This window comes from Streptomyces cyaneofuscatus (assembly GCF_042718795.1).
Lineage (GTDB): Bacteria > Actinomycetota > Actinomycetes > Streptomycetales > Streptomycetaceae > Streptomyces > Streptomyces cyaneofuscatus_A.
Window position 1 is genome coordinate 90,281 of the sequence record NZ_JBHXOX010000031.1, and the last position, 23,011, is coordinate 113,291.

A 23,011-nucleotide genomic window follows, 5' to 3' on the forward strand; every position below is an offset into this window, starting at 1 on the left:
TGGTGCGGGTGCGCGGGGCTGGTGCAGGTCGTGGTGCGCGAGCCTGGTGCGGGGGCTGGTGCTGGTGCGTGGGGCCTGGTGCGGAGGCCGCCCGGCCGGGGGGAGCGGCGGGGCGGCCGGTCGGGCACATGCCGAAGAGCGCCGTCGCGCGGGCATCCCGGCGAACGGCTCCGTTCTTCCAACGTTGGAAATGTGGCGTCCGGCGGTATGACAGCACGGCGCCGGGCGGCTGTCCAGGGGGTGCGCAGGAGTCGTTGCCGTACGGCGGTCCGCCGTGCGCACGCGCACCCCATCCGGCCGCCGACACATTTTGGAAACGCATCGACCCTGCTCTTGCCGCCCGCGCCGGACCGCATATATAACGTTGTAAACCGAGCCGCCGACAGCCCGAGCAGGCTCTCGCGGCCGCTGTTTCCGCACGTCGGAGCAGGGCCGCGAGGAGTGCAGGGGCATCAGCCGCCGAGCGGCCGATGCCTTGTCCCGCCCTGCCCGGCCGCGCGCCGACACGCGTGCCGTCAAACCCGCCAAGGAGCGTTCCGCGCATGATGATCCAGCGTCGACCCCGTACCCTCGCCGTGGCCTGCCTCCTCGCCGCCACCGCCACGCTGGCCGCCGCCGGCTGTGCCAAGTCGGAGACCTCGAACACCGCGGGCGGCGACAGCAGCCAGGGTGCCCAGGAAGCCAAGTCCCCCGATTCCACCTCCGGTTCGGGCTGCTCGCTGGAGACCTACGGCGCGCCGAAGCTGGACCTGAAGAACGCCGTGGTCGGCTTCTCCCAGTCGGAGAAGGAGGCCAACCCCTTCCGTATCGCCGAGACCCAGTCCATCAAGGACGAGGCGAAGAAGATCGGCGTCAAGAAGCTCCTCACCACCAACGCCCAGTCCCAGCTGTCCAAGCAGATCAGCGACATCCAGGACATGCTGTCGCAGGGCGCCCAGTTCCTCATCGTCGCACCGCTCAACTCCGACGGCCTGGAGCCCGCGTTGAAGGCGGCGGCGGCCAAGAAGGTGCCCGTCCTCACCATCGACCGCAAGGTCAACTCCACCGCCTGCAAGGACTACGTGGCCTTCCTCGGCTCCGACTTCGTGGAGCAGGGCAAGCGCGCCGCCGACGCGATGATCAAGGTCACCGGCGGCAAGGGCAAGGTGGCGATCCTGCTCGGCGCCTCCGGCAACAACGTCACCACCGACCGGACCAAGGGCTTCGTCGACCAGGTCAAGGCGCAGGCGCCCGGCCTGGAGATCGTCGCCCAGCAGACCGGCGAGTTCGCCCGCGACAAGGGCCAGCAGGTCATGGAGCAGCTCATCCAGTCCAAGCCCGACATCACCGCCGTCTACGCGGAGAACGACGAGATGGGTCTCGGCGCCCTCACCGCGATCAAGGCCGCCGGGAAGAAGCCCGGCAAGGACGTCAAGATCGTCTCGGTCGACGGCACCCGCAACGCCGTCCAGGCCCTGGTCGACGGCGAGTACAACGCGGTTATCGAGTCCAACCCGCGCTTCGGCCCGCTCGCCTTCGCCACCGCGCAGAAGTTCTACGCCGGTGAGGAGATCCCGGAGAACGTGATCATCACCGACCGGGAGTACGACGAGGCCAACGCCAAGGACTCGCTCGGCGGAGCCTACTGACCCCGACCGGACGGCCGGCCGCCGTGCTGTGCCCCGCGCACGCACGGCGGCCCGGCCCCGTTCCCGTACCACCGGAAGGCCGCCCTCCCCGGCCTCCCGTAACACCGGAAGTAACACCGGAAGGCCAGGATCCATGGCACCCACCGAAGCGACACCCCAGCACGCGGAGACCGCCGTCGCGGACGCCGTGCTCGAAGCCCGCTCGGTCAGCAAGCGGTTCCCCGGCGTCGTCGCCCTGGACGATGTCTCCTTCTCGCTGCGCGCCGGCGAGACCCACGCGCTCGTCGGCGAGAACGGGGCCGGCAAGTCCACCCTCATCAAGGTGCTGACCGGCGTCTACCGGAGCGACGACGGCGAGGTACGGGTGGCGGGCGCGCCCGTCAGTTTCTCCCGGCCCTCCGAGGCGCAGCAGGCCGGGATCTCCACCATCTACCAGGAGGTCAACCTCGTCCCGCTGATGAGCGTGGCGCGCAACATCTTCCTGGGCCGCGAGCCGAAGAACCGTTTCGGCCTCATCGACTTCGGCCGGATGAACCGCGAGACGACCGAACTCCTCGACGGCTTCGGCGTCCGCGTCGATCCCAAGCGCCCCCTGCACACCCTCGGCATCGGCACCCAGCAGATGGTGGCCCTCGCCCGCGCCGTCTCCGTTCAGGCGCAGGTCGTCATCATGGACGAACCCACCTCGTCCCTGGAGCCCCGCGAGGTCGAGACCCTCTTCCGGGTGATCGAGAACCTGCGCGGCCAGGGCATCGCCGTCCTCTACGTCAGCCACCGCATGGACGAGCTCTACCGCATCTGCGACCGGGTCACCGTGCTGCGCGACGGCCGCCACATCCACACCGGCGACCTCGCCGACCTGGACCGGATGCGGCTCGTGTCGATGATGCTCGGCCGCGACCTGGCCGAGGTCCGCCGCGAGGGCCTCACCAGCTTCGACGCCACCGGCCACGAGGTGGACCGTACCCCCGTCCTCACCGCCACCGGTCTCGACCGGCGCCACCAACTGCACGACATCTCCCTCCAGTTGTACGGGGGTGAGGTGCTGGGACTCGGCGGGCTGCTGGGCTCCGGCCGCAGCGAGACCGCCAAGGCGCTGACCGGCGCGCTGTCCCTGGACGGCGGCGAGATCACCGTCGACGGCGAGCGCATCGGCCGTCCCACCCCGGCCGCCGCGATCCGCGCGGGCATCAGCATGCTGCCCGAGGACCGCAAGGCGGAGGGGATCATCCCGCAGCTCTCCGTACGCGAGAACATCGTGCTCGCCGCGATGCCCCGGCTCTCCCGGGCCGGGATCGTCTCCCGCGACAAGCAGGACCGGATCGTCGACATCTTCATGGAGCGGCTGCGCATCAAGGCCTCCAGCCCCGAGCAGAAGGTCGGCGAACTCTCCGGCGGCAACCAGCAGAAGGTGCTGCTCGCCCGCTGGCTCTGCCTGGAACCCAAGGTGCTGCTCCTGGACGAGCCCACCCGGGGCATCGACGTCGGCGCCAAGGCCGAGGTGCAGAGCCTCATCGACGACCTCGCCCGCGAAGGCCTCGCCGTCCTGCTGATCTCCTCCGACATCGAGGAGCTGATCGAGGGCGCGGACCGCATCGTCGTCCTGCGCGGCGGCGCGGTCGCGGGTGAACTCGCCGGCGACGAGGTGGAGGAGAGCCGCCTCCTCGCAGTGCTCGCCGACCACACACCCGGCGCCGTACCGGCGAAGGACAGTTCCGCCGACCACACGCCCGACACCGTGCTCCCGGACCACACGCACCACCCGCATCACACGCCCGACACCGGCCGGAAGGCCCCGGCGGCCGGCCAGGAGGACCCCCGATGACCACCCAGGCCACCCTGCCACGCCCCGCGAAGCCCCTGGCCCGGCTGCGCGACCCCGCCTGGTACCAGGAGTACGGCGTGTACGCGGCCGTCGCCGTCGTCCTGCTCTTCAACGCCCTGTTCACCGAGCACTTCCTGACCGCCGACAACCTGCGCACCCAGCTCGTCCAGGTCGCCCCCATCGTGATCGTCGCGCTCGGCATGGCCCTGGTCATCGGCACCGAGGGCATCGACCTCTCCGTCGGCTCCACCATGGCGCTCGCCGCCGCCCTGCTCCCGCTCTACCTCGGTTACGGTCTGGTCCCCGCGCTCCTGATCGCGCTGCTGGCCGGAGCGCTCGTCGGCGCCATCAACGGGACGCTCGTCTCGCTCGTCGGGCTGCAACCCATCGTGGCGACCCTCGCCCTGTTCGTCGGCGGCCGAGGACTCGCGCTGGTGATGGCGGACGGCCAGCTCAAGCAGATCGTCAACCCGGACATCCTCGCGCTCGGCACCGGCTCCTTCCTCGGCATCCCGCTCGTCGTGCTCATCGCGGGCGTGCTCGCCCTGGCCGTCGCGTTCCTCGTGCAGCGCACCACCTTCGGCCGCCAGATCGTCGCCATCGGCGGCAACCGCCCCGCCGCCGCCCTGTCCGGACTGCCCGTCAAGCGCGTCCTGATCGGCGTCTACATCCTCTGCGGCACGATGGCCGCGCTCGCCGGGATCCTCGCCACCGCCCGGCTCACCGCCAGCGACCCGTCCTCGCTCGGCACCCTCATGGAGCTCTCCGCCATCACGGCCGTCGTCGTCGGCGGAACCCCGCTCAACGGCGGCTCCATCCGAGTGCTCGGCACCGTCGCGGGCGCCCTGCTGATGCAGTTGCTGCGCGCCACCCTCGTCAAGCACGACCTGCCCGACTCCACCGCACAGATCGCCCAGGCGGCCATCATCATCGCCGCCGTCTACGTCGCCCGGGAGCGTCGGTCCCGATGAAGAACTCCACCTCCGCCGCCCCGGCCCCCCAGGTGCCGGCGCCGCTCAAGAACGCACCCTCGCGCCCCGAACCGCGCCCCGAGCGCTCCACCGGCGCCCGGGTCGGCGAACTCGTCCAGCGCCAGGGCGTCCTCGCGGTCCTGCTGACCGTGATCCTCATCGCCTCGTTCGTCTACCCGACCTTCGCCAGCGTCGACAACGCCCGGGGCGTAACCGTCCAGGCCTCGTTCCTCGCGATCGTCGCCCTCGGCATGACCCTGGTCATCATCACCGGCGGCATCGACCTCTCCGTCGGCTCCGTCTTCGCCCTAGGGGGAGTCCTCGCCGCCTGGGCCTCGCAGTGGGGCTTCCTCGCCGCCCTGCTCGTCCCGCTCGTGGTCTGCTCCGCGATCGGGCTGGTCAACGGCCTCCTGATCGCCCGCGCGAACATGGCACCCTTCATCGTCACGCTCGCCTCACTCCTCGCGGCGCGGGGCATCCTGCTCGCCTTCACCGACGAGGGCGCCACCACCTACCTCGTCCCCAAGGACTCCGCCTTCGCCGAACTCGGCCAGGGCAGCGTCTGGGGCTTCGGCTATCCGATCCTCATCGCCCTCGTCCTCTTCGGGGCCGGCGGACTGCTGCTCCAGCGCACCTCGTTCGGGCAGACCCTGTTCGCCGTCGGCGGCAGCAGCGACGCGGCCACGCTGATGGGCCTCCCCGTCGCCCGTACGAAGATCCTCGTCTACACGCTCAGCGGACTGCTCGCCGGACTCGCCGGAGCACTCAACGCCGCCCGCCTCTCCTCCGGCGTCACCATCGTCGGCGTCGGCATGGAGCTGGACGCGATCTCCGCCGTCGTCATCGGCGGCACCCTCCTCATCGGCGGCGCCGGATCGATCAGCGGCACCCTCTGGGGCGTCCTGCTGCTCGCCGTGATCCAGAACCTCATCAACCAGATCGGCTCGCTCAACTCCTCGTACCAGTCGGTGGTCAGCGGCGGCTTCCTTATCGTTGTCGTGGTGGCGCAGCGTTACCTCGCGCGCAGCCGGAGAACCACCTGAACCGGACGGGACCGTACGGACCGGGTCAGCGACGAGTCGAACCGAGTAACAAGGAGTGCCGTGGGCGTCAGCCTCAAGGACGTGGCTCAGCGGGCGGGCGTGTCCATCAAGACCGTGTCGAACGTGGTCAACAACTACCAGCACGTCACCCCGAAGATGCGTGCCAAGGTGCAGGAGGCCATCGACGAGCTGGGTTACCGGCCCAACCTCACCGCCCGCCATCTGCGCAAGGGCCGCACCGGCATCATCGCGCTGGCCGTGCCCGAGTTCGGCAACCCGTACTTCGCGGAGCTGGCCGGTGAGGTCGTCGACGCCGCCGCCCGGCACGACTACACGGTCCTGGTCGACCACACCGGCGGCCTGCGCGAGAAGGAGCTGCTGGTCAGCCAGGGGTTCCGGTCCCATGTCATCGACGGGCTCATCCTCAGCCCGATCCACCTGGAGACCGAGGACCTGATGGCCCGGACGGAGACGGCACCGCTGGTGCTGCTGGGGGAGCGGGAGTACGAGGCGCCGTACGACCACATCGCCATCGACAACGTGGCCGCCGCCCGCGAGGCCGTCGCCCACCTCATCGCCCTCGGCCACCGCCGGATCGCCTTCCTCGGCTCCCGTACCGGCCGTGAACGCCAGCCCGCCCACCTGCGGCTGCGCGGCTGGCGCGAGGAGCTGGCCGCCTCCGGCATCACCCCCGACGAGTCCCTCGTCGTCGTCACCGACGGGTACGGGAGGGAGGACGGCGCCGCCGCCATGGCCTCGCTCCTCGACCGGGGCGAGCAACCCGACGCCGTGTTCGCGTACAACGACATGATCGCCATCGGCGCCATGCGCACCATCACCGAGCGCGGCCTCACCATCCCGGGCGACATCGCCGTCGTCGGCTTCGACGACATCGAGGAGAGCCGGTACGGGACCACCACTCTGACCACCATCGCGCCGGACAAGGCGGCCATCGCCCGGCTCGCCGTCGACAGCCTCGTCGAACGCCTCGCCGGAACCCCGGTCGCCGAACCCCGGCGCCCCCGCCCCGGCTACCGCCTCGTCGTCCGCGAATCCACCGCGCCCCGCCCGCCCCTCTGACCGCGCCCCGCCCATCCCTCCGACCGCGCCCCTCCAGTCCCACCGACCGCGCCCCTCCAAGCCCACCGACCGCGCCCCGCCAATCCCGCCAGATGTCGTCCGCACCCCCCAAGGACTCCTCATGCCCACCGTGCACCGCAAACCGTTCGGCCACGCCCCCGGGCAGGGCGAGACCGACCTCTGGACCCTCGAATCGGGCACCGGGGTACGGGCCGAGATCCTCACCTACGGCGGTGTCCTGCACAGCCTCACCGTGCCGGACACCGCCGGCACCCCGGGCCCGGTCGTCCGCTCGCTGCCCACCCTCGACGACTACACCGACAAGAACCCCTACTTCGGGGCCATCGTCGGCCGGTACGCCAACCGCATCGCCCACGGCCGCTTCACCCTCGACGGCACCACGCACCACATCCCCGCCAACGACCGGGGCCACGCCCTGCACGGCGGCCCGGACGGCTTCCACACGAGGGTCTGGGAGGCGGCCGCGGACCGTACCGACACCGAGGCGGTCCTCCGGCTCACCCTGCACAGCCCCGACGGCGACATGGGCTTCCCCGGCGCGCTCGGCGTCACCGCCACCTACACCCTGGACACCACCGGCACGCTCGTCCTGGAGTACACGGCCGTCACCGACCGGCCCACCGTCGTCAACCTCACCAACCACGCCTACCTCAACCTCGGCGCCGACGACATCCTCGGCCACACCCTCCAGGTCGACGCCGACCACTACCTCCCCGTCGACGCCACCTCCATCCCGGAAGGCCCTCCGGCCCCGGTGACCGGCACCCCGTTCGACCTCACCACCCCGCAGCCGCTCCGGAGCGCCCTCTCCCGGCCCCACCCCCAACTCGCCCTGGCCGGAGGCTTCGACCACTGCTGGGTGCTCCGCGACCCCGCCCCCGGAACCCTCCGCCGCGCCGCCCGCCTCACCGCCCCCGACGACCGGCGCACCCTGGAGCTGTGGACCACCGAGCCGGGGGTCCAGGTCTACACCGCCAACCAGCTCGACGGCGCGTTCACCGACGGCACCGGCCGCCGCCACCAGCGCCACGGATCTCTCTGCCTGGAGACCCAGCACCTGCCCGACTCACCCAACCGCCCCGCCCACCCGAGCACGGTGCTGCGCCCCGGCGAAACCCTGCGCAGCCGCACCGAATGGCGCTTTCCGCACCTGGGCGCGTAAGAAACAAGTTGCGGCCCTCCACCACCCCCTGATCTACTCCCCGCAAGCCACCGGAACGACCCAGGAGTTTTCTGACCATGCGCCGAGCTTTCGTGTTCCTCCCGACAGAAACTGACCTTTCTCTCAAGGACATGAAGCTTCTTGCACACGTTGAACCTGGGAATTCTGGCGCATGTCGACGCCGGTAAGACAAGCCTGACCGAGCGGCTCCTCCACACCGCCGGCGTCATCGACACCATCGGCAGCGTCGATGCCGGCAGCACACAGACCGACTCCCTCGCCCTGGAGCGCCGGCGCGGCATCACCATCAAGTCGGCCGTCGTCTCCTTCACCCTCGGCGCCACCACGGTCAACCTGATCGACACCCCCGGCCACCCGGACTTCATCGCCGAGGTGGAGCGGGTCCTCGGCGTCCTCGACGGGGCCGTCCTCGTCGTCTCCGCGGTGGAGGGCGTCCAGGCCCAGACCCGCGTACTCCTGCGCACCCTGCGCCGGCTGCGCATCCCGACCCTGCTGTTCGTCAACAAGACCGACCGCCCCGGCGCCCGGTACAGCTCGCTGCTGACGAGCATCACCGAACGGCTCTCCCCGGACATCGTGGCGATGGGTTCCGCCCAGCACCTCGGCACCCGGTCCGCGACCACCACGCCGTTCACCGGGGCCGACCCCGGCTTCCCCGGCGCGCTCACCGATCTGCTCACCCGCCACGACGACGAGCTGCTGACCGCGTACGTCGACGACCCGGCGGCCCTCACCCACGCCCCGCTCCTGGCAGCTCTGGCCGAACAGACCGCCCGGTGCCGCGTCCACCCGGTCTTCTTCGGATCCGCTGCCACCGGTGCGGGCATCGACGCCCTGGCCGACGGCATCACCGGCCTGCTGCCCGCCGCCACGGGGAACGCTCAGGCGCCGGCCCGGGGCACGGTGTTCAAGGTCGACCGGACCGCGAACGGCGAGCGGACCGCGTACGTCCGCATGGTCGAAGGCACCGTGCGCGCCCGCGAGGTGCTGCGCTTCCGCAGCCCGGACGGCCGGGAGGGCGAGGACAAGGTCTCGGCGGTCACCGTCTTCGAGGACGGCGGCGAAGTGCCGGTCTCCGCTGTCCGCGCCGGCCGGATCGGCAGGCTGAAGGGGCTGGCCGGCATCCGTATCGGCGACAGCGTGGGGGAGGCCCGGGCCGAGGCCGGGCGCCGCCACTTCGCCCCGCCGACCCTGGAGACGGTCGTCGTCCCCGTGCGCCCGCAGGACCGGGGCGCCCTGCACGTCGCCCTCGGCCGCCTCGCCGAACAGGACCCGCTGATCGCCGTCCGCCGCGACGACCTCCGCCAGGAGGTGTCCCTCTCGCTCTACGGGGAGGTGCAGAAGGAGGTCATCCAGGCGACCCTGGCCGACGAGTTCGGGGTCGACGTCACCTTCCGCGCGACCACCACGATCTGCCGGGAACGGCCGGCCGGTACGGGGGAGGCCGTCGAGATCATCGACACGGACCCCAACCCCTTCCTCGCCACCGTCGGCCTGCGGGTCGACCCGGCCCCGTACGGCAGCGGAGTGGAATTCCGCCGCGAAGTGGAACTCGGCTCCATGCCCTATTCCTTGATGCGTGCGGTCGAGGAGACCGTCCTTTCCACGCTCACCCAGGGAATCCACGGCTGGCAGGTGACGGATTGTGTCGTCACCCAGACGCATTCGGGCTACTGGCCCCGGCAGAGCCATTCCCACGGCACGTTCGACAAAAGCATGTCGAGCACGGCGGGCGATTTCCGGAGTCTGACACCGCTGGTGCTGATGGACGCGCTGCGGAGGGCCGGGACGCGGGTGTACGAGCCGATGCACCGCTTCCGTCTGGAGCTGCCCACCAACACCTTCGGTGCCCTGGTCCCGGTCCTCACCCGGCTGCGTGCGGAGCCGGGTCCGCCCGAGATGCGCGGTGCGCTCTGCACCCTGGAGGGCGGCATCCCGGCGGCCCGGGTCCACGAACTCCAGCAGCTCCTCCCGGGGCTGACGCGAGGCGAAGGAATGCTGGAGTCCGCGTTCGACGGCCACCGCCCGGTGACCGGCCCGGTCCCGGAGCGGCCGCGCACCGACCACGACCCGCTGCACCGCAAGGAGTACCTGCTGCGCACGGTGCGGCGGGTCGCCGGTTGAGGCCGCTACGTGAGGTACGGGCCCGCCGTGCCGATCTTCCCGGGCGCGGCGTTCTTCCCGCCGAGGTCCAGGACGTACATGCGCAGGTTCCCCTGCCCGCGCGCCGGGACCGCGAGCGTGCCCGCTCACCACCTTGGTGTCACCCGTCACGGCGTCCTTGTACGTGCCGTTCGGGATGCCGGTGTACGTGGCACTCCCGGAGACCGCCACCAGGGCGAAGCTGTCGGTGCCGCTCGCCGCGTCGGTGGAGCGCCGCTTGTACGCCATGGAGCCGCTGATGCCCTCCGTGGAGTACCGGCCCATCTGGAGGCCGGGCACCGCGCGCCGGATCTCGTCGAGCCGCTGGAGGTGCCGGGCCAGGGGTGCGGCAGGACCGGCTCACCGGAATGGATCACCGGGCGTGGGCGTTCGCACGGTCATGACCTTCTCCGTCGATGTGACCGTGCGCGGCTACGAGCTCGACACCCAGGGCCACCTGAACCAGGCCGTCTACCTCCAGTACGCGGAGCACGCCCGCTGGGAGCTGCTACGCGCCGCCGGGCTCCCCCAGGAGAAGCTGCTGGCCGACGGCATCGGCCCGGTGCAGCTCGAGGTCACCGTGAAGTACCGCCGCGAGCTGCGGGGTGGCGAGAAGGTACGGGTCACCTGCCGCTTCGACTACGGCGCGGGGAAGACGTTCACCCTGGCTCAGGAGGTCATCAAGGAGGACGGCACGGTGGCCGCCGAGATCACCGGAGTGGCCGGCGTCCTCGACCTGACCGAACGCCGCCTCGTCCCGGACCCGCAGGGCCGCCTGGCCGCACTGGCGGGCAATCCGGACCTGCTGACGGGCTGAGCAGCCACAAGGTGTGGACGCCCCTTGCCCGGCAGGCGGAGGCGTCCACGGTCCATCGGAGGCCGGCCGGGTCAGACGGGCGTGCCGACGACCAGGTGGTCGCCGGGGATGCCGGCCTTGCCGGGGGCGTAGTAGTCCTTGATCCCGGCGACCCACGTCTCCACCCGGATCCGGTCCCCGTCGGTCGGCTCGAACGCGTCGAAGAGCGCGTCGATGTTGGCGGGCTCGAACCCGATCGCCGTCATCAGCGCCATGAACAGGGGGCGCTCGATCAGACCGTCGCCGTCCGGGTCGCCGAGCGCGGCCAGCGCCTCCGCGAACACGGCGATCGTCGCGTCGAACCGCTCCGGCGACAGCACACAGGCGGTGAACTCCTCGAAGCTGATCTCGCCGTCGCCGTTCTCGTCCAGCTCGGTGAGCAGGGTCGTCCAGTACCGCCGGAACGCTCCCCGCATCGCGTCCTTCGCCGCCTGGTCCGAGGCGTGCGCCTCGCGTACGACGCGGTCGGCCATGAGGTCGAAGTCGTCGGCCTCCAGGACCCCGTTGGCGTTGGCATCGAACAGGGAGAAGACGAGCGCGACCCGCCGGGTGGCCTCAGTGGTCATGAATCCGTCACCTTTCGCCGTACGGTCCCGCCGACCGGAGCCCGGTCGGCCCACTCACTGTCCGACCGCAGGGCGGCGGGCACGGCGAAAGCCGTACCTCCTTCACCTGAAGGACGTAACCACCCCGTCGTAAACGTCGAGTTGAGGCAGACGACGAGGCGCAGTGGCCCCGCGCGCCCCGGTACGGGCCGTGGGCCACCGCGTCGTACCGGGGGAGCGGGGAACCCGGCCCCGCGTACACCTTCTAGGCTGGGTGGATGCGAGTGATGCCCACCGCCGGGGAGGCCGGACCGTCCACGACCAGGGAGACCCGGTCGCTGCCCGCGCATGCGCCCGGTGCGGTCGACACCCCCTTCGTCATCAAGGGGTACGACGAGGTCGTCTCCCACGACACCCTCTGGGACGCGCACTCCCACCCCTTCCACGAACTGCTCTGGAACGGGCGGGGCGCCTCATCGGCGGTGGTCGGCGAACGCATCTGGACGATCACCCCCGCCCTCGGCCTGTGGATGCCGGCCGGGACCCTGCACTCCGGATCGGCGACGGCGGGGACCTGGTTCCGGGCCAGCTTCTTCGGCTTCCGTACGACGTCGTCGATCTCCGACACCCCGGTCGCCGTCGAGATCACCCCCTTGCTGCGCCTCCTGCTGGAACGGCTCGGCGAACCCGGCCTCGCCCCCTCCTCCCGGGCCGCGACCGAGGCGCTCGTGCTCGACGTCCTCGCGCCGTCGCCCCGCGAGCTGCTCGTCCAGGTCCCCACCTCCGCCCTCCTGCGCCCCGTCGCGGACGCGGTCCGCGAGGATCCGGGCGACCAGCGGACGCTGGCGGACTGGTCGTCCGAGCTGGGGGTCAGCACCCGTACGGTCACGCGTGCCTTCACCGCCGAGACGGGCACGAGCTTCGGCCGCTGGGTCGCGGCGGTCCGCGCGCAGCACGCGATCGGCCTGCTCACCCGGGGCTGGGACGTCGAGTCGGTGGCCGAACAGGTCGGCTACCGCTCCGCGAGCGCGTTCGGCGTGGCCTTCCGGCGGACCACCGGGCTGACCCCGGGGACGTTCCGGCCGGAGTTCACGTCCTGAGTTCGCGCAGGACATGAACTCCGGGCGGATTCACGTGCTGAAGTTTCACGCCCTGAGCAGGCGGAGGCCGAGATCCGCCGCGTCGAGGGCGGCCAGGTCGCCGTTGCGTTCGGCCCACCGGCCGGAGGCGAGGTCGTCGCCGAGGCTGCGCACCGCACGCCCCTCCGCCTCCGGTCCGACCCTCGACCACACCGACATCGCACGGCGCACACGCTCCTCCAGGTAGGCCCCCGGCCGCCGCCAGTACGCCTCGAACAGGCCGTCCGCGCAGTCCCACGGGACGGGCACCGGCTCGGCGCGGGCGCCGATCGCGTCGGCCATCCGGGCGAGCGAGGGGAACTCCGCGAGGACGCCGGTGAACTCGGGCAGATAGTCGCGGGTGAGCCAGAACCGGTCCTGCCAGCCGGGCTCGTCCGTGTCGAAGGTGAGCACCACCACGCGGCGGGCCACCCGCCGCATCTCGCGCAGCCCCGCGATCGGGTCCCCCCAGTGGTGGACGGTGGAGACGGCCATCGCGACATCGAAGGACCGGTCCGGGAACGGCAGGCTCTCCGCGGCGGCGGCGACGCACGGCGCCGAGCCGGGAGGCCGCTGCCCCCGCATGACCGCCGACGGCTCCACCGCGGTCACCTCGCGGTCGGCAGGCTCGTAGGAGCCGGTGCCGGCCCCGACGTTCAGCACCGTCCGCGCGTCCCCGAGCGCGTCCCAGATCTGCGCGGCGATCCGGGGATCCGTCCGCCGGGTCGCGGTGTAGGCGTCCCCGATCGTGTCGTACAGCCGTGCGCCGAGCAGGTCCAACTGCTCCTCCGGTGTCACCTTGAGCCCCTTCGCCCGTGTCGTGAGTTCCCTGTCGATGGCCGTCACCATCGCGTCGGCGCGGTCACGCCGCTCCAGCAGCAGGCCGCGCAGCCGGTGCAGGTGCGCGACCGCGTCGGCCGACGGGTCGTCGACCAGCTCCGCGATCTCCCGCAGTCCGAAGCCCGGCCGCCGATAGGCCAGCACCTCACGCAGCCGTTCCACGTCGCCCGCCGCATAGGCCCGGTACCCGGCGGCGGTCCGCGCGGACGGCCGGACCAGCCCGGTCTCGTCATAGTGATGCAGCGTGCGGACGCTCACGCCGGCCAGCTCGGCGACGCGTCCCACGGTCCAGTGTTCTTCCACGGCACCGACTATGCGGCCTGACGTCACGTAAGGGTCAAGCGCCTCATGCGCCGCCGCCCCGCCGACGACGTATGTCCCTATCGCTACGGAGACTGTCTCAAACAGTTGATTGCGACACCCGCACCTCCTCTCATAAAGTGTGAAGGCAAGCCTTACCTAAGCCGCTCTGCCTCCGCAGTGCACCCCTCCCACGACGGCGGCCCCTGCCCGGACGTGCGGGAAGCGGCACCCCGACCCTCCGGAAAGCCGGGTACTCACCCATGTCCTCACACCGCCTCCGCCTGCTCGCCGTGGCAGCCGCACTCGTCTCCGTCGCCGCCTGCGGCGGGAACGGGAGCGGCGACGCCGAGAACAAGAAGGGCGAGGGGAACGCCGCCGGCGGCTTCCCGCTGAAGGTCGAGCACGCGCTCGGCACGACCACCATCCCCGCCGAGCCGAAGCGCGTCGCCACGGTCAACTGGGCCAACCACGAGGTGCCCCTGGCGCTCGGTGTCGTGCCCGTCGGCATGGCCTCCGCCAACTTCGGCGACGACGACGGCGACGGGGTGCTGCCCTGGGTCGAGGAGCGGCTGAAGGAGCTCAAGGCCAAGACGCCGGTGCTGTTCGACGAGACCGACGGGATCGACTTCGAGGCCGTGGCGGACACGAAGCCCGACGTCATCCTGGCCGCGTACTCCGGACTGACCAAGAAGGACTACGAGACCCTCAGCGAGATCGCCCCCGTCGTCGCGTACCCGGACGCCGCCTGGGCCACCCCGTGGCGCGAGATCATCCGTACCAACAGCAAGGCGATCGGCCGCGCCGACGAGGGCGAGAAGCTGATCACGAAGCTCGACGGCGACATAGCGAAGACCGCCGCCAAGTACCCGCAGCTCAAGGGCAAGTCGGCGATGTTCATGACGCACGTCGACCCCAACGACGTCAGCGAGATCGGCTTCTACACCGAACACGACACCCGGACCCAGTTCTTCAAGGACCTGGGCATGACCACGCCGGGCAGCATCGCCAAGGCGTCCGAGGGCACGAAGAAGTTCGCCCTCACCAAGAGCGCCGAGCAGATCGACGCGTTCGACGACGTCGACATCATCACCGGGTACGGGGACGACACGGGCGAGCTGCTGAAGACCATCGGCAAGGACCCGCTGCTCTCCAAGATCCCCGCCGTCAAGCGCGGCTCCACCTACCTCCTGCCCGGCAGCTCGCCGCTGGCCACCGCCGCCAACCCGACGCCCCTGTCGATCAGTTACGTGCTGGACGACTACGCGGCCGCCCTCGCCAAGGCCGCGGACAAGGTCAAGTGACCGCTTCCACCGACCGGCGCCCGCCGGACGCCACCATGGCCCGGCGTCCGGCGGGCGTCCGCACGCTCTGGCTCCTCGCCGCCGTCCTCGTGCTGGCCGCCGTCATGGTGGCGTCGGTCGCCTTCGGCTCGCGCGATGTGCCGTGGGCCGACGTCCAGGCGGCGCTCGGCGGCGCCGAGGAGACCCTCGGGCAGGCGGCGGCCACCAAGCGGATCCCCCGTACGGTCCTCGCGGTCGTCATCGGCGCGGCGCTGGGCCTCGCCGGCGGGGTGATGCAGGGCGTCACCCGCAACCCGCTGGCCGACCCCGGCATCCTCGGCGTCAACATGGGCGCCTCGCTCGCCGTCGTCACGGCCGTCGCGTTCTTCGGGCTCTCCTCGCCGACCGGCTACATCTGGGTCGCCATCGCGGGCGCCGCCCTCTCCGCCCTGTTCGTGTACACCGTGGGGACGCTCGGCAGGGGAGGGGCCACGCCGCTCAAGCTGGCACTCGCCGGGGCCGCCACCTCGGCCGCCTTCGCCTCGCTCGTCAGCGCCGTCATCCTGCCCCGTAACGACATCGCCGGATCCTTCAAGCTCTGGCAGATCGGTGGCGTCGGTGGCGCCTCCTTCGAGCGCATCGGACAGGTGGCGCCGTTCCTGGCGGTCGGCTTCGCCGTCTGTCTCCTCTCCGCGCGGGCCCTCAACTCTCTTGCCCTGGGCGATGAGTTGGCGGCCGGACTCGGTGAACGTGTCGCCGTCGCCCGGGCGGTGGCCGCGCTCGGCGCCGTACTGCTGTGCGGAGCCGCGACCGCCGTGGCCGGACCCATCGGCTTCGTCGGCCTCGTCGTCCCGCACACCTGCCGGCTGCTCGTCGGCGTCGACCACCGCTGGCTGCTGCCGCTCTCGGCGCTGCTCGGCGCGGTCCTGCTCACCGCTGCCGACGTGGCCGGGCGGATCGTCGCGCGCCCGGCGGAGATCGACGTGGGCATCGTCACCGCGCTGATCGGCGCCCCCTTCTTCATCTACATCGTCCGCCGACAGAAGGTGCGTGCCCTGTGAGCGCCCCCGCCCTCACCCGGCCGGCCCCCCAGGAGGCGTCGCCCGCGTCCGTCGCGGCCGCCACCCGCCGCCGTATCCGGGGCGCCTCCCGCAGGCGCCTGGTGATCCTGGTCCTGGCCGTCCTCGTCGTCGCCGCGTTCGCCGTGACCCTGATGGCGGGCCGGACGTTCTACCCGCCCGGCGACGTGTGGCGGGTCATCATCGGCGAGCAGGTGCCGGGAGCCTCCTTTACCGTCGGCCGGCTCCGGCTGCCGCGCGCGGTCCTCGCCCTGGTCGCCGGATTCAGCTTCGGCCTGGCCGGTGTCACCTTCCAGACGATGCTCCGCAACCCCCTCGCCAGCCCCGACATCATCGGCATCAGCTCCGGGGCGAGCGCCGCCGCGGCCATCGCCATCGTCACGCTCTCCCTCGGCGAGGTGCAGGTCTCCGTCCTCGCCATCGCCGCCGGACTCGGCGTCGCCCTGCTCGTCTACTCCCTGGCGTTCCGGGGCGGGGTCGTCGGCACCCGGCTCATCCTCATCGGTATCGGCATCTCCGCCATGCTCGACAGCATCACCTCCTACGTCCTGTCCCAGGCCGCCGAATGGGACCTCCAGGAGGCGATGCGCTGGCTGACCGGCAGCCTCAACGGCGCCACCTGGGACCAGGTCCTCCCCGCCCTCGCCGCGGCCGCCGTCCTCACCCCGCTCCTCCTCGGCCAGGCCCGCAGCCTCTCCGCGATGCAGCTCGGCGACGACACCGCCTCCGCCCTCGGCGTACGGGTCGAACGCACCCGGATCACCGTGATCGTGGCCGCCGTCGGGCTCATCGCCTTCGCCACGGCGGCCGCCGGACCCATCGCCTTCGTCGCGTTCCTCTCCGGCCCCATCGCCGCCCGGATCGTCGGCGCGGGCGGCTCCCTGCTGGTGCCCGCCGGGCTCGTCGGCTCGCTGCTCGTCCTCGTCGCCGACTTCACCGGCCAGTTCGCCTTCGGCGAGCGCTACCCGGTGGGCGTCGTCACCGGCGTCCTCGGCGCCCCCTACCTCGTCTACCTGATCATCCGCACCAACCGGGCGGGAGGCTCGCTATGACCACCGACCACCAACTGACCGCCGAAGACCTCACCCTCGGCTACGGCGACCGTACGGTCGTCTCCTCCCTCGACCTGGTCGTACCGCCCGGCGCGATCACCGTCATCGTCGGCGCCAACGCCTGCGGCAAGTCGACCCTGCTGCGTTCGATGTCCCGCCTCCTCGCACCCCGCGAAGGCCGGGTCGTCCTCGACGGCAAGGAGGTGCACCGCCTCCCCGCCAAGGAACTGGCCCGCACGCTCGGCCTGCTCCCGCAGTCCCCGGTGGCGCCCGAGGGCATCACCGTCTCCGACCTCGTGGGCCGGGGCCGCCACCCGCACCAGTCCATGTTCTCCCGCTGGAACGAGAAGGACGACGCCGCCGTCGCCTCGGCCCTGGAGGCGACCGCCACCGAACCGCTCGCCGACCGCGCGGTCGACGAACTCTCCGGCGGCCAGCGCCAGCGCGTCTGGATCGCCATGGCGCTGGCCCAGCAGACCGACCTGCTCCTGCTCGACGAGCCCACCACGTTCCTCGACGCCAGTCACCAGATCGAGGTCCTCGACCTGCTGACCGACCTCAACCGCTCACGCGGCACCACCATCGTGATGGTCCTCCACGACCTCAACCTCGCCGCCCGGTACGCCGACCACCTCATCGCCCTCGCCGACGGCACGCTGCACGCCGCCGGCTCCCCGGCCGATGTGCTCACCGAGGAGACCGTCCGCGCGGTCTTCGGCCTGGAGAGCCGCGTCATCGAGGACCCCGTCTCCGGCCGGCCCCTGATGCTCCCGATCGGCCGCCACCACGTGCGGGAGAGGCCGGGCCCTCAGGAGCCGAGCAGCGCGGAGCCGTACCAGTCCGAGGAGCCGGTCACCCCCGGCAGCGTGAGGAAGTAGCCGCCGCCCGTCGTGGTGCTGAAGTCGGCGAACCGCTCGCCCTCCAGCCGCTTCTGCACGGTCGCGAACTGCCGGGCGATGTCCCGCTGGTAGCAGCAGAAGACCAGCCCCACATCGAGCGTGCCGTCCGGAGCGAGGCCCCGGTCGATGTTGTAGCTCCGGCGCAGCAGCACCGAGTCCTCGCTCCCGGGGGTCCGCGGATTGGCCCGGCGGATGTGCGAGTCCAGCGGGGTGACCCGGCCCTCCGGGTCCCGCCCGTAGTCCGGCAGGTCGCTCTCCTTACGTCCGTCGAGCGGCGCCCCGGTCGACTTGCGGCGGCCGAAGATCCGCTCCTGCTCGCCGAGCGGGACCCGGTCCCACGCCTCGGCCCGCAACCGGATGGTGCGCAGCACCTGGTAGCTCCCGCCGCGCGCCCACCCCGGCGCCTCCGCCCCGACCCAGATCAGCCGGTCCATCTCCCGCGCGGATGACGTGTCCGGGTGCGCGGTGCCGTCCTTGAAGCCGACGAACGACCGCGGGGAGCCCTCCGGTCGCGGCGGGTTCAGGAACCCGTCGGCCCGCCACCGCGTCCGGAGCAGCCCCGCGGTCTCCCGCGCCAGATCCCGTACGACATGGAGGACGGCGTCCGGGTTCTGAGCGCAGACCTGCACCGAGAGATCGCCGTGACTGCTGCCCGGTTCGAGCCGGTCCCCGGGGAACTCCGGCATCGGGACGAGCCCGGGCGGCCGCGCCCCCGCCAGCCCGTACCGCCCGTCGAACAGCGAGGCACCCACCCCGACGGTGATGGTCAGCTGGTCCTCCGGTCCCCGCACCGCCGCCACGTCCGGGTCCAGCGGGGTGACCCCGGCCGTCAGGACGCGGCACCGTACGGTCAGCTTCTTCAGGAGCGCCGCCAGCCCTGCCCGGTCGCGCGCGAGCACGTCGAAGGCGGCGAAGCCGCCGAACCGCTGCTGCCGGGTGAGGATGCCCGCCTGGTGCGCCCCGTGGAACGGCACCCGCCCTTCGTCGCTGCCGGCCGCCGGGGCGCCGGACGCAGCCCCCACCGCCGGCGTGCCGGTCAGCCCCACGGCCCCGACGACACTCGCGGCTCCCCGTACGAAAACACGTCGGCCGGGACGCGCATCCCGGCGGTGGTCACTTTCCGTCATGGCCGTTCTCCTTGCGGAATCTTGGTGGTCCGCTCCGGCTTCTCGGCCCTACCGCGCGGAGGGCCAGCTCAGCACGGTTTCCCCGGGCATGGCGGGTCGCTTGGGCCGGGCGGCTCAGCGCCGGGGCGTGCGCCCCCCTGATCGGCTGACTGCGGAGGGTGAGTGACATGTTTCCCGGCGCGGCGGGGGACACAGGGGAGGTCTGTTCCCGAGCCGTGGGCCGGGACGCCCTGAACACCCCGAACCGGCCATTGGGAGAACCTCGGTGGAGAACACCTCGGTCCGACACGCCTCGGTGCACGACGAGGACCAGAACACCTCGGTGCAGGACAAGGAAACCGTACGGAGCTGTCCCTTCGACTTCGCACAGCAACTGGAGTTCGACCCCCAGCTCAAGGAACTGCTCACCGAGGAGCCCGTCTCCCGCATCCGTATGGCGTACGGAGAGGGCGAGGCATGGCTCGTCACCCGCTACGAGGACGTCCGGACGGTCACCACCGACCGGCGCTTCAGCCGCGGTGCCGTACTCGGCCGGGACTTCCCCCGGATGACCCCGGAACCGATCGTCCAGGCCGAGTCCATCAACCTCACGGACCCGCCCGCCAGCAGCCGGCTGCGCAGCCTGGTGGCCAAGAGCTTCACCCCGCGCCGCGTCGAGCAGATGCGCGAGGGCACCCAGCGGGTCGTGGACCGGCTGCTGGACGGGATGGAGGACGAGGGCTCACCCGCCGACTTCTTCGCCCGGATCGCCGCGCCGCTGCCGCTGATCACCATCTGCGAGGCGCTCGACATCCCCGAGGCCGACCGCCCCTGGCTGCGCGCCCACGCCATGACGATGATGAACGTCGGCGCGGCGGGCAAGGAGGACGCGGTACGGGCCAAGGCCGAACTCCGCGGCTACTTCACCGAGCTGACCGCCGAGCGCCGCCGCTCCCCGGGCGAGGACCTCATCAGCACCCTGGCCACCGCCCGCGACGGCGACGAACTCCTCGACGACAAGGAACTCGCCGTCATGGCGATGGTCCTGCTCATCACCGGCCAGGACACCACGACGTACCAGCTCGGCAACATCGCCTACACCCTGCTCACCCGGCCCCAGTTGCTGAAGACGCTCCAGGCGGAACCGGAGCGGCTGCCCCGCACGCTGGAGGAGCTGCTGCGGTACATCCCCTTCCGCAAGGGCGTCGGGATCCCCCGCATCGCCCTGGAGGACGTGGAGCTCGGCGGGGTCGCGATCAAGGCGGGAGACGTGGTCCACGTGTCGTACCTGACGGCCAACCGCGACCCCGCCAAGTTCGACCGCCCCGACGAGCTGGACCCCGACCGGCCGTCCATCCCGCACATGACGTTCGGCTGGGGCGCCCACCACTGCCTGGGCGCACCGCTCGCCACCATGGAACTGGAGGTGGCCTTCGCCACGCTCCTGGCCCGCTTCCCGGCCCTGCGTCTCGATGCGGAGCCCGAGGAGATCCGGTGGAACACGACGTCCATCTGGCGTTACCCACTGGCTCTGCCCGTCACCTGGTGACGAGAGCCTCCGCTCCCAGATACGAGGAGAACCCATGGCGACCCTGTGCCGACCGGCCATCGCTGTGCCCGAACACGTCATCACGATGCAGCAGACCCTGGAGCTGGCCCGGGAGACCCACCACGGGCACCCCCAGCGCGACCTCGTCCTGAGGCTCATCCGGAACACCGGAGTCCAGACCCGGCACCTGGTCCAGCCGATCGAGGAGACCCTCAAGCACCCCGGCTTCGAGCGCCGCAACCAGGTGTACGAGGCCGAGGCCAAGACCCGGGTCCCCGAAGTGGTGCGGCAGGCCCTCGCCAACGCCGGGACCGAACCGGACGACATCGACCTCATCGTCTACGTCTCCTGCACGGGCTTCATGATGCCCTCGCTGACCGCCTGGCTCATCAACACCATGGGGTTCAGACCCGGGACCAGACAGCTGCCCATCGCCCAGCTCGGCTGCGCGGCCGGCGGCGCGGCGATCAACCGGGCGCACGACTTCTGCCGTGCCTACCCCGACTCCAACGTCCTCATCGTCTCCTGCGAGTTCTGCTCGCTCTGCTACCAGCCCACCGACATCGGCGTCGGATCGCTGCTCTCCAACGGCCTGTTCGGGGACGCCATCTCCGCCGCCGTCGTCCGGGGGCAGGGCGGCACCGGCATGAAGCTGGAGCGCAACGGCTCCCACCTGGTGCCCGACACCGAGGACTGGATCTCCTACGCCGTCCGCGACACCGGATTCCACTTCCTGCTGGACAAGCGGGTGCCCGGCACCATGGAGATGCTCGCGCCGGTCCTGAAGGACCTGGTCGACCTGCACGGCTGGTCTGTGCCCGCCATGGACTTCTTCATCGTCCACGCCGGCGGCCCGCGCATCCTGGACGACCTCTGCCACTTCCTCGATCTGCCGATGGAGATGTTCCGCTACAGCCGGGCCACCCTCACCGAACGCGGCAACATCGCCAGCTCCGTCGTCTTCGACGCGCTCGCCCGACTCTTCGACGACGGCGGCGCGGCCGAGTCCGCACAGGGCCTGATCGCCGGATTCGGGCCCGGCATCACCGCCGAGGTGGCGGTCGGAAGCTGGGCGCACCACGACGCCGGGGCCGACCCCGACCGGGAACTGGCCGACCTGGAGCTGACGACGGGCGTTGCGCTGTCCGGCTGAACCCGTGTTAAGGCGCCGTACGGGCGGGGACGAAGGACCGGGTATTCGCGCTTCGCGGCCGCACATCAGCACCGCGGACGTGATCCCACCCAAGGAGACCTGCATGCGCCTGCGCGCCCGATGGGCCCCGGCAGCCCTGCTGCTGATCGCCCCGCTGATCGGCACCACCACCCCGGCCGCCGCCGACACCGGACCGGAAGGGGTCCCGGTGGAGCGGTCCGCCCGGGCCGTCCCCGGGCAGTACATCGTCACCCTGGAGCCCGAACTCTCTCCGGACACCGTCCTGAAGGAGTTCGGGCTCCGCCCGTTGTTCACGTACGGGAATGTCCTGCACGGGTTCGCCGTCACGCTCACCGCCACCGAGCTGGAGGCCGTCCGGGCCGTCCCCGGCGTGCTCGCCGTCGAGGAGAACGCCGAAGTGGCCGTGGAGACGCCCCGCGCGGGCGGCCTCCTCCGGGCCCCCGCGGCCACCTGGGGCACCGACCGCATCGACCAGCGCGCCCTGCCGCTGGACGACACCTTCACCACCACCGCCACGGGTGAGGGCGTGAAGGTGTACGTCGTCGACACCGGGATCGAGGCCGGGCACGCCGAGTTCGGCAGCCGGGTCGTCAGCGGCTACGACTCGGTCGGGGACGGGCGTGACGGGCAGGACTGCAACGGCCACGGCACCCATGTCGCCGGGACCGTCGGCGGCTCGGTCTCCGGGGTGGCGAAGGGCGCGTCCCTGGTCAGCGTGCGGGTCCTGAACTGCCAGGGGCGCGGCACCTGGGCCGGGATCATCGCCGGGTTCGACTGGGTGGCCAAGGACGCGGCGGCCGGCTCCACCCCGGCGGTCCTGAACGCCTCGCTCGGCGGGGCCCGTTCCCGTGCCGTCGACGCGGCGGTCGAAGCCGTCGCGGACGCGGGCGTGCTGCCCGTGGTGGCGGCGGGCAACGAGGACCAGGACGCCTGTGACGTCTCCCCGGCCGCGGCCGACGGTGTGGTCACGGTGGGCGCGAGCGACCGCCAGGACCGGGAGACCGCGTTCAGCAACTGGGGCTCGTGCGTCTCGCTCTACGCCCCCGGCGCCGACATCGCCTCCGCGAAGCTCGGCGGCGGCACCGTCTCCCTGAACGGCACCTCCATGGCCAGCCCGCACGTCGCGGGCGTCGCCGCCCTCCACAAGCAGGGCAACCCGTCGGCCACGCCCGCCGCCGTCACGAGCCTGCTGACCGACACCGCCACCCCGGACGTCCTCTCCGGCCTCGGCCAGGGCTCGCCGAATCTGCTGCTGTACACCGGCGGCCTCTGACACACCGCCAGGCAGGGCCGGTGAGCGGCGGGCGACACGCCTTC

At 71.7% G+C, this 23,011-nt stretch carries 19 protein-coding genes and 1 pseudogene; 16 read left to right on the forward strand and 4 right to left on the reverse strand.

Annotated elements, in window-relative coordinates; genetic code table 11:
* Nucleotides 1-542 precede the first annotated feature (542 nt).
* The 7 genes from ACFWRT_RS30605 to ACFWRT_RS30635 all read left to right on the forward strand — a co-directional run bounded on the left by ACFWRT_RS30605 (nucleotide 543) and on the right by ACFWRT_RS30635 (nucleotide 9,875).
* A complete protein-coding gene (locus ACFWRT_RS30605; RefSeq protein ID WP_380952294.1) occupies nucleotides 543-1,628 on the forward strand; it encodes an ABC transporter substrate-binding protein in 1,086 nt (361 codons plus the stop codon).
* A gap of 133 nt (nucleotides 1,629-1,761) precedes the next feature.
* The gene (locus ACFWRT_RS30610) at nucleotides 1,762-3,453 is read left to right on the forward strand and encodes a sugar ABC transporter ATP-binding protein (RefSeq protein WP_380952295.1); all 1,692 of its coding nucleotides are present in this window, start codon (nucleotides 1,762-1,764) and stop codon (nucleotides 3,451-3,453) included.
* Nucleotides 3,450-4,424 (forward strand): ABC transporter permease, encoded by a 975-nt coding sequence (locus tag ACFWRT_RS30615; RefSeq protein WP_380952296.1) that lies wholly within the window; start codon nucleotides 3,450-3,452, stop codon nucleotides 4,422-4,424. Before ACFWRT_RS30610 ends, ACFWRT_RS30615 begins: the two co-directional genes overlap by 4 nt.
* Nucleotides 4,421-5,467 carry an ABC transporter permease gene (locus ACFWRT_RS30620; RefSeq protein ID WP_380952297.1) on the forward strand — a complete coding sequence of 349 codons (1,047 nt, stop codon included), beginning with the start codon at nucleotides 4,421-4,423 and terminating at the stop codon, nucleotides 5,465-5,467. Before ACFWRT_RS30615 ends, ACFWRT_RS30620 begins: the two co-directional genes overlap by 4 nt.
* A gap of 60 nt (nucleotides 5,468-5,527) precedes the next feature.
* The gene (locus ACFWRT_RS30625; protein WP_380952298.1) at nucleotides 5,528-6,547 is read left to right on the forward strand and encodes a LacI family DNA-binding transcriptional regulator; all 1,020 of its coding nucleotides are present in this window, start codon (nucleotides 5,528-5,530) and stop codon (nucleotides 6,545-6,547) included.
* A 121-nt stretch (nucleotides 6,548-6,668) separates the two neighbouring features.
* The gene (locus ACFWRT_RS30630) at nucleotides 6,669-7,730 is read left to right on the forward strand and encodes an aldose epimerase family protein (RefSeq protein WP_380952299.1); all 1,062 of its coding nucleotides are present in this window, start codon (nucleotides 6,669-6,671) and stop codon (nucleotides 7,728-7,730) included.
* Nucleotides 7,731-7,871: 141 nt separating this feature from the next.
* The gene (locus ACFWRT_RS30635; RefSeq protein ID WP_380952300.1) at nucleotides 7,872-9,875 is read left to right on the forward strand and encodes a GTP-binding protein; all 2,004 of its coding nucleotides are present in this window, start codon (nucleotides 7,872-7,874) and stop codon (nucleotides 9,873-9,875) included.
* A gap of 5 nt (nucleotides 9,876-9,880) precedes the next feature.
* On the opposite strand, the pseudogene ACFWRT_RS30640 reads toward ACFWRT_RS30635, so the two are convergent.
* Nucleotides 9,881-10,244, reverse strand: a pseudogene (locus ACFWRT_RS30640) (alpha-amylase); the annotation flags it as partial.
* A gap of 49 nt (nucleotides 10,245-10,293) precedes the next feature.
* Between ACFWRT_RS30640 and ACFWRT_RS30645 the strand changes: the two are divergent.
* Nucleotides 10,294-10,710 carry an acyl-CoA thioesterase gene (locus tag ACFWRT_RS30645; protein ID WP_380952321.1) on the forward strand — a complete coding sequence of 139 codons (417 nt, stop codon included), beginning with the start codon at nucleotides 10,294-10,296 and terminating at the stop codon, nucleotides 10,708-10,710.
* Nucleotides 10,711-10,781: 71 nt separating this feature from the next.
* Here the strand turns inward: ACFWRT_RS30645 and ACFWRT_RS30650 are convergent, their stop codons facing one another.
* Nucleotides 10,782-11,315 (reverse strand): EF-hand domain-containing protein, encoded by a 534-nt coding sequence (locus tag ACFWRT_RS30650; protein WP_380952302.1) that lies wholly within the window; start codon nucleotides 11,313-11,315, stop codon nucleotides 10,782-10,784.
* 257 nt (nucleotides 11,316-11,572) lie between these two features.
* Here ACFWRT_RS30650 and ACFWRT_RS30655 point away from each other — a divergent pair, with 257 nt between their 5' ends.
* Nucleotides 11,573-12,394 (forward strand): helix-turn-helix domain-containing protein, encoded by an 822-nt coding sequence (locus ACFWRT_RS30655; protein WP_380952303.1) that lies wholly within the window; start codon nucleotides 11,573-11,575, stop codon nucleotides 12,392-12,394.
* A 45-nt stretch (nucleotides 12,395-12,439) separates the two neighbouring features.
* Here the strand turns inward: ACFWRT_RS30655 and ACFWRT_RS30660 are convergent, their stop codons facing one another.
* Nucleotides 12,440-13,537 (reverse strand): MerR family transcriptional regulator, encoded by a 1,098-nt coding sequence (locus tag ACFWRT_RS30660; RefSeq protein WP_380952322.1) that lies wholly within the window; start codon nucleotides 13,535-13,537, stop codon nucleotides 12,440-12,442.
* A gap of 278 nt (nucleotides 13,538-13,815) precedes the next feature.
* On the opposite strand from ACFWRT_RS30660, the gene ACFWRT_RS30665 reads away from it, so the two are divergent.
* Genes ACFWRT_RS30665 through ACFWRT_RS30680 form a run of 4 tightly spaced genes read left to right on the forward strand, consistent with a single transcriptional unit; the run spans nucleotide 13,816 to nucleotide 17,844 of the window.
* Nucleotides 13,816-14,856, forward strand: a complete 1,041-nt coding sequence (locus ACFWRT_RS30665; RefSeq protein WP_380952305.1) for an iron-siderophore ABC transporter substrate-binding protein — start codon at nucleotides 13,816-13,818, stop codon at nucleotides 14,854-14,856.
* A gap of 35 nt (nucleotides 14,857-14,891) precedes the next feature.
* Nucleotides 14,892-15,896 carry a FecCD family ABC transporter permease gene (locus ACFWRT_RS30670; protein ID WP_380952323.1) on the forward strand — a complete coding sequence of 335 codons (1,005 nt, stop codon included), beginning with the start codon at nucleotides 14,892-14,894 and terminating at the stop codon, nucleotides 15,894-15,896.
* Nucleotides 15,893-16,966, forward strand: coding sequence for a FecCD family ABC transporter permease (locus tag ACFWRT_RS30675; protein WP_380952306.1), 1,074 nt, complete (start codon nucleotides 15,893-15,895; stop codon nucleotides 16,964-16,966). Before ACFWRT_RS30670 ends, ACFWRT_RS30675 begins: the two co-directional genes overlap by 4 nt.
* Nucleotides 16,963-17,844: an ABC transporter ATP-binding protein gene (locus tag ACFWRT_RS30680; protein WP_380952307.1), complete on the forward strand. Its 882-nt coding sequence runs from the start codon at nucleotides 16,963-16,965 to the stop codon at nucleotides 17,842-17,844. The genes ACFWRT_RS30675 and ACFWRT_RS30680 overlap by 4 nt, the downstream gene beginning before the upstream one ends.
* Here ACFWRT_RS30680 and ACFWRT_RS30685 read toward each other — a convergent pair.
* Nucleotides 17,775-18,992, reverse strand: coding sequence for a Dyp-type peroxidase (locus tag ACFWRT_RS30685; RefSeq protein ID WP_380952308.1), 1,218 nt, complete (start codon nucleotides 18,990-18,992; stop codon nucleotides 17,775-17,777). The two genes, ACFWRT_RS30680 and ACFWRT_RS30685, sit on opposite strands and share 70 nt — an antisense overlap.
* 265 nt (nucleotides 18,993-19,257) lie before the next feature.
* Here ACFWRT_RS30685 and ACFWRT_RS30690 point away from each other — a divergent pair, with 265 nt between their 5' ends.
* The 3 genes from ACFWRT_RS30690 to ACFWRT_RS30700 all read left to right on the forward strand — a co-directional run bounded on the left by ACFWRT_RS30690 (nucleotide 19,258) and on the right by ACFWRT_RS30700 (nucleotide 22,967).
* Nucleotides 19,258-20,520, forward strand: coding sequence for a cytochrome P450 (locus tag ACFWRT_RS30690; protein WP_380952309.1), 1,263 nt, complete (start codon nucleotides 19,258-19,260; stop codon nucleotides 20,518-20,520).
* A 34-nt stretch (nucleotides 20,521-20,554) separates the two neighbouring features.
* On the forward strand, nucleotides 20,555-21,673 hold the full coding sequence (locus tag ACFWRT_RS30695; RefSeq protein WP_380952310.1) for a type III polyketide synthase: 1,119 nt from the start codon (nucleotides 20,555-20,557) through the stop codon (nucleotides 21,671-21,673).
* A gap of 103 nt (nucleotides 21,674-21,776) precedes the next feature.
* Complete coding sequence (locus ACFWRT_RS30700; RefSeq protein ID WP_380952311.1) at nucleotides 21,777-22,967, forward strand: S8 family peptidase; 1,191 nt, start codon at nucleotides 21,777-21,779, stop codon at nucleotides 22,965-22,967.
* Nucleotides 22,968-23,011 lie beyond the last annotated feature (44 nt).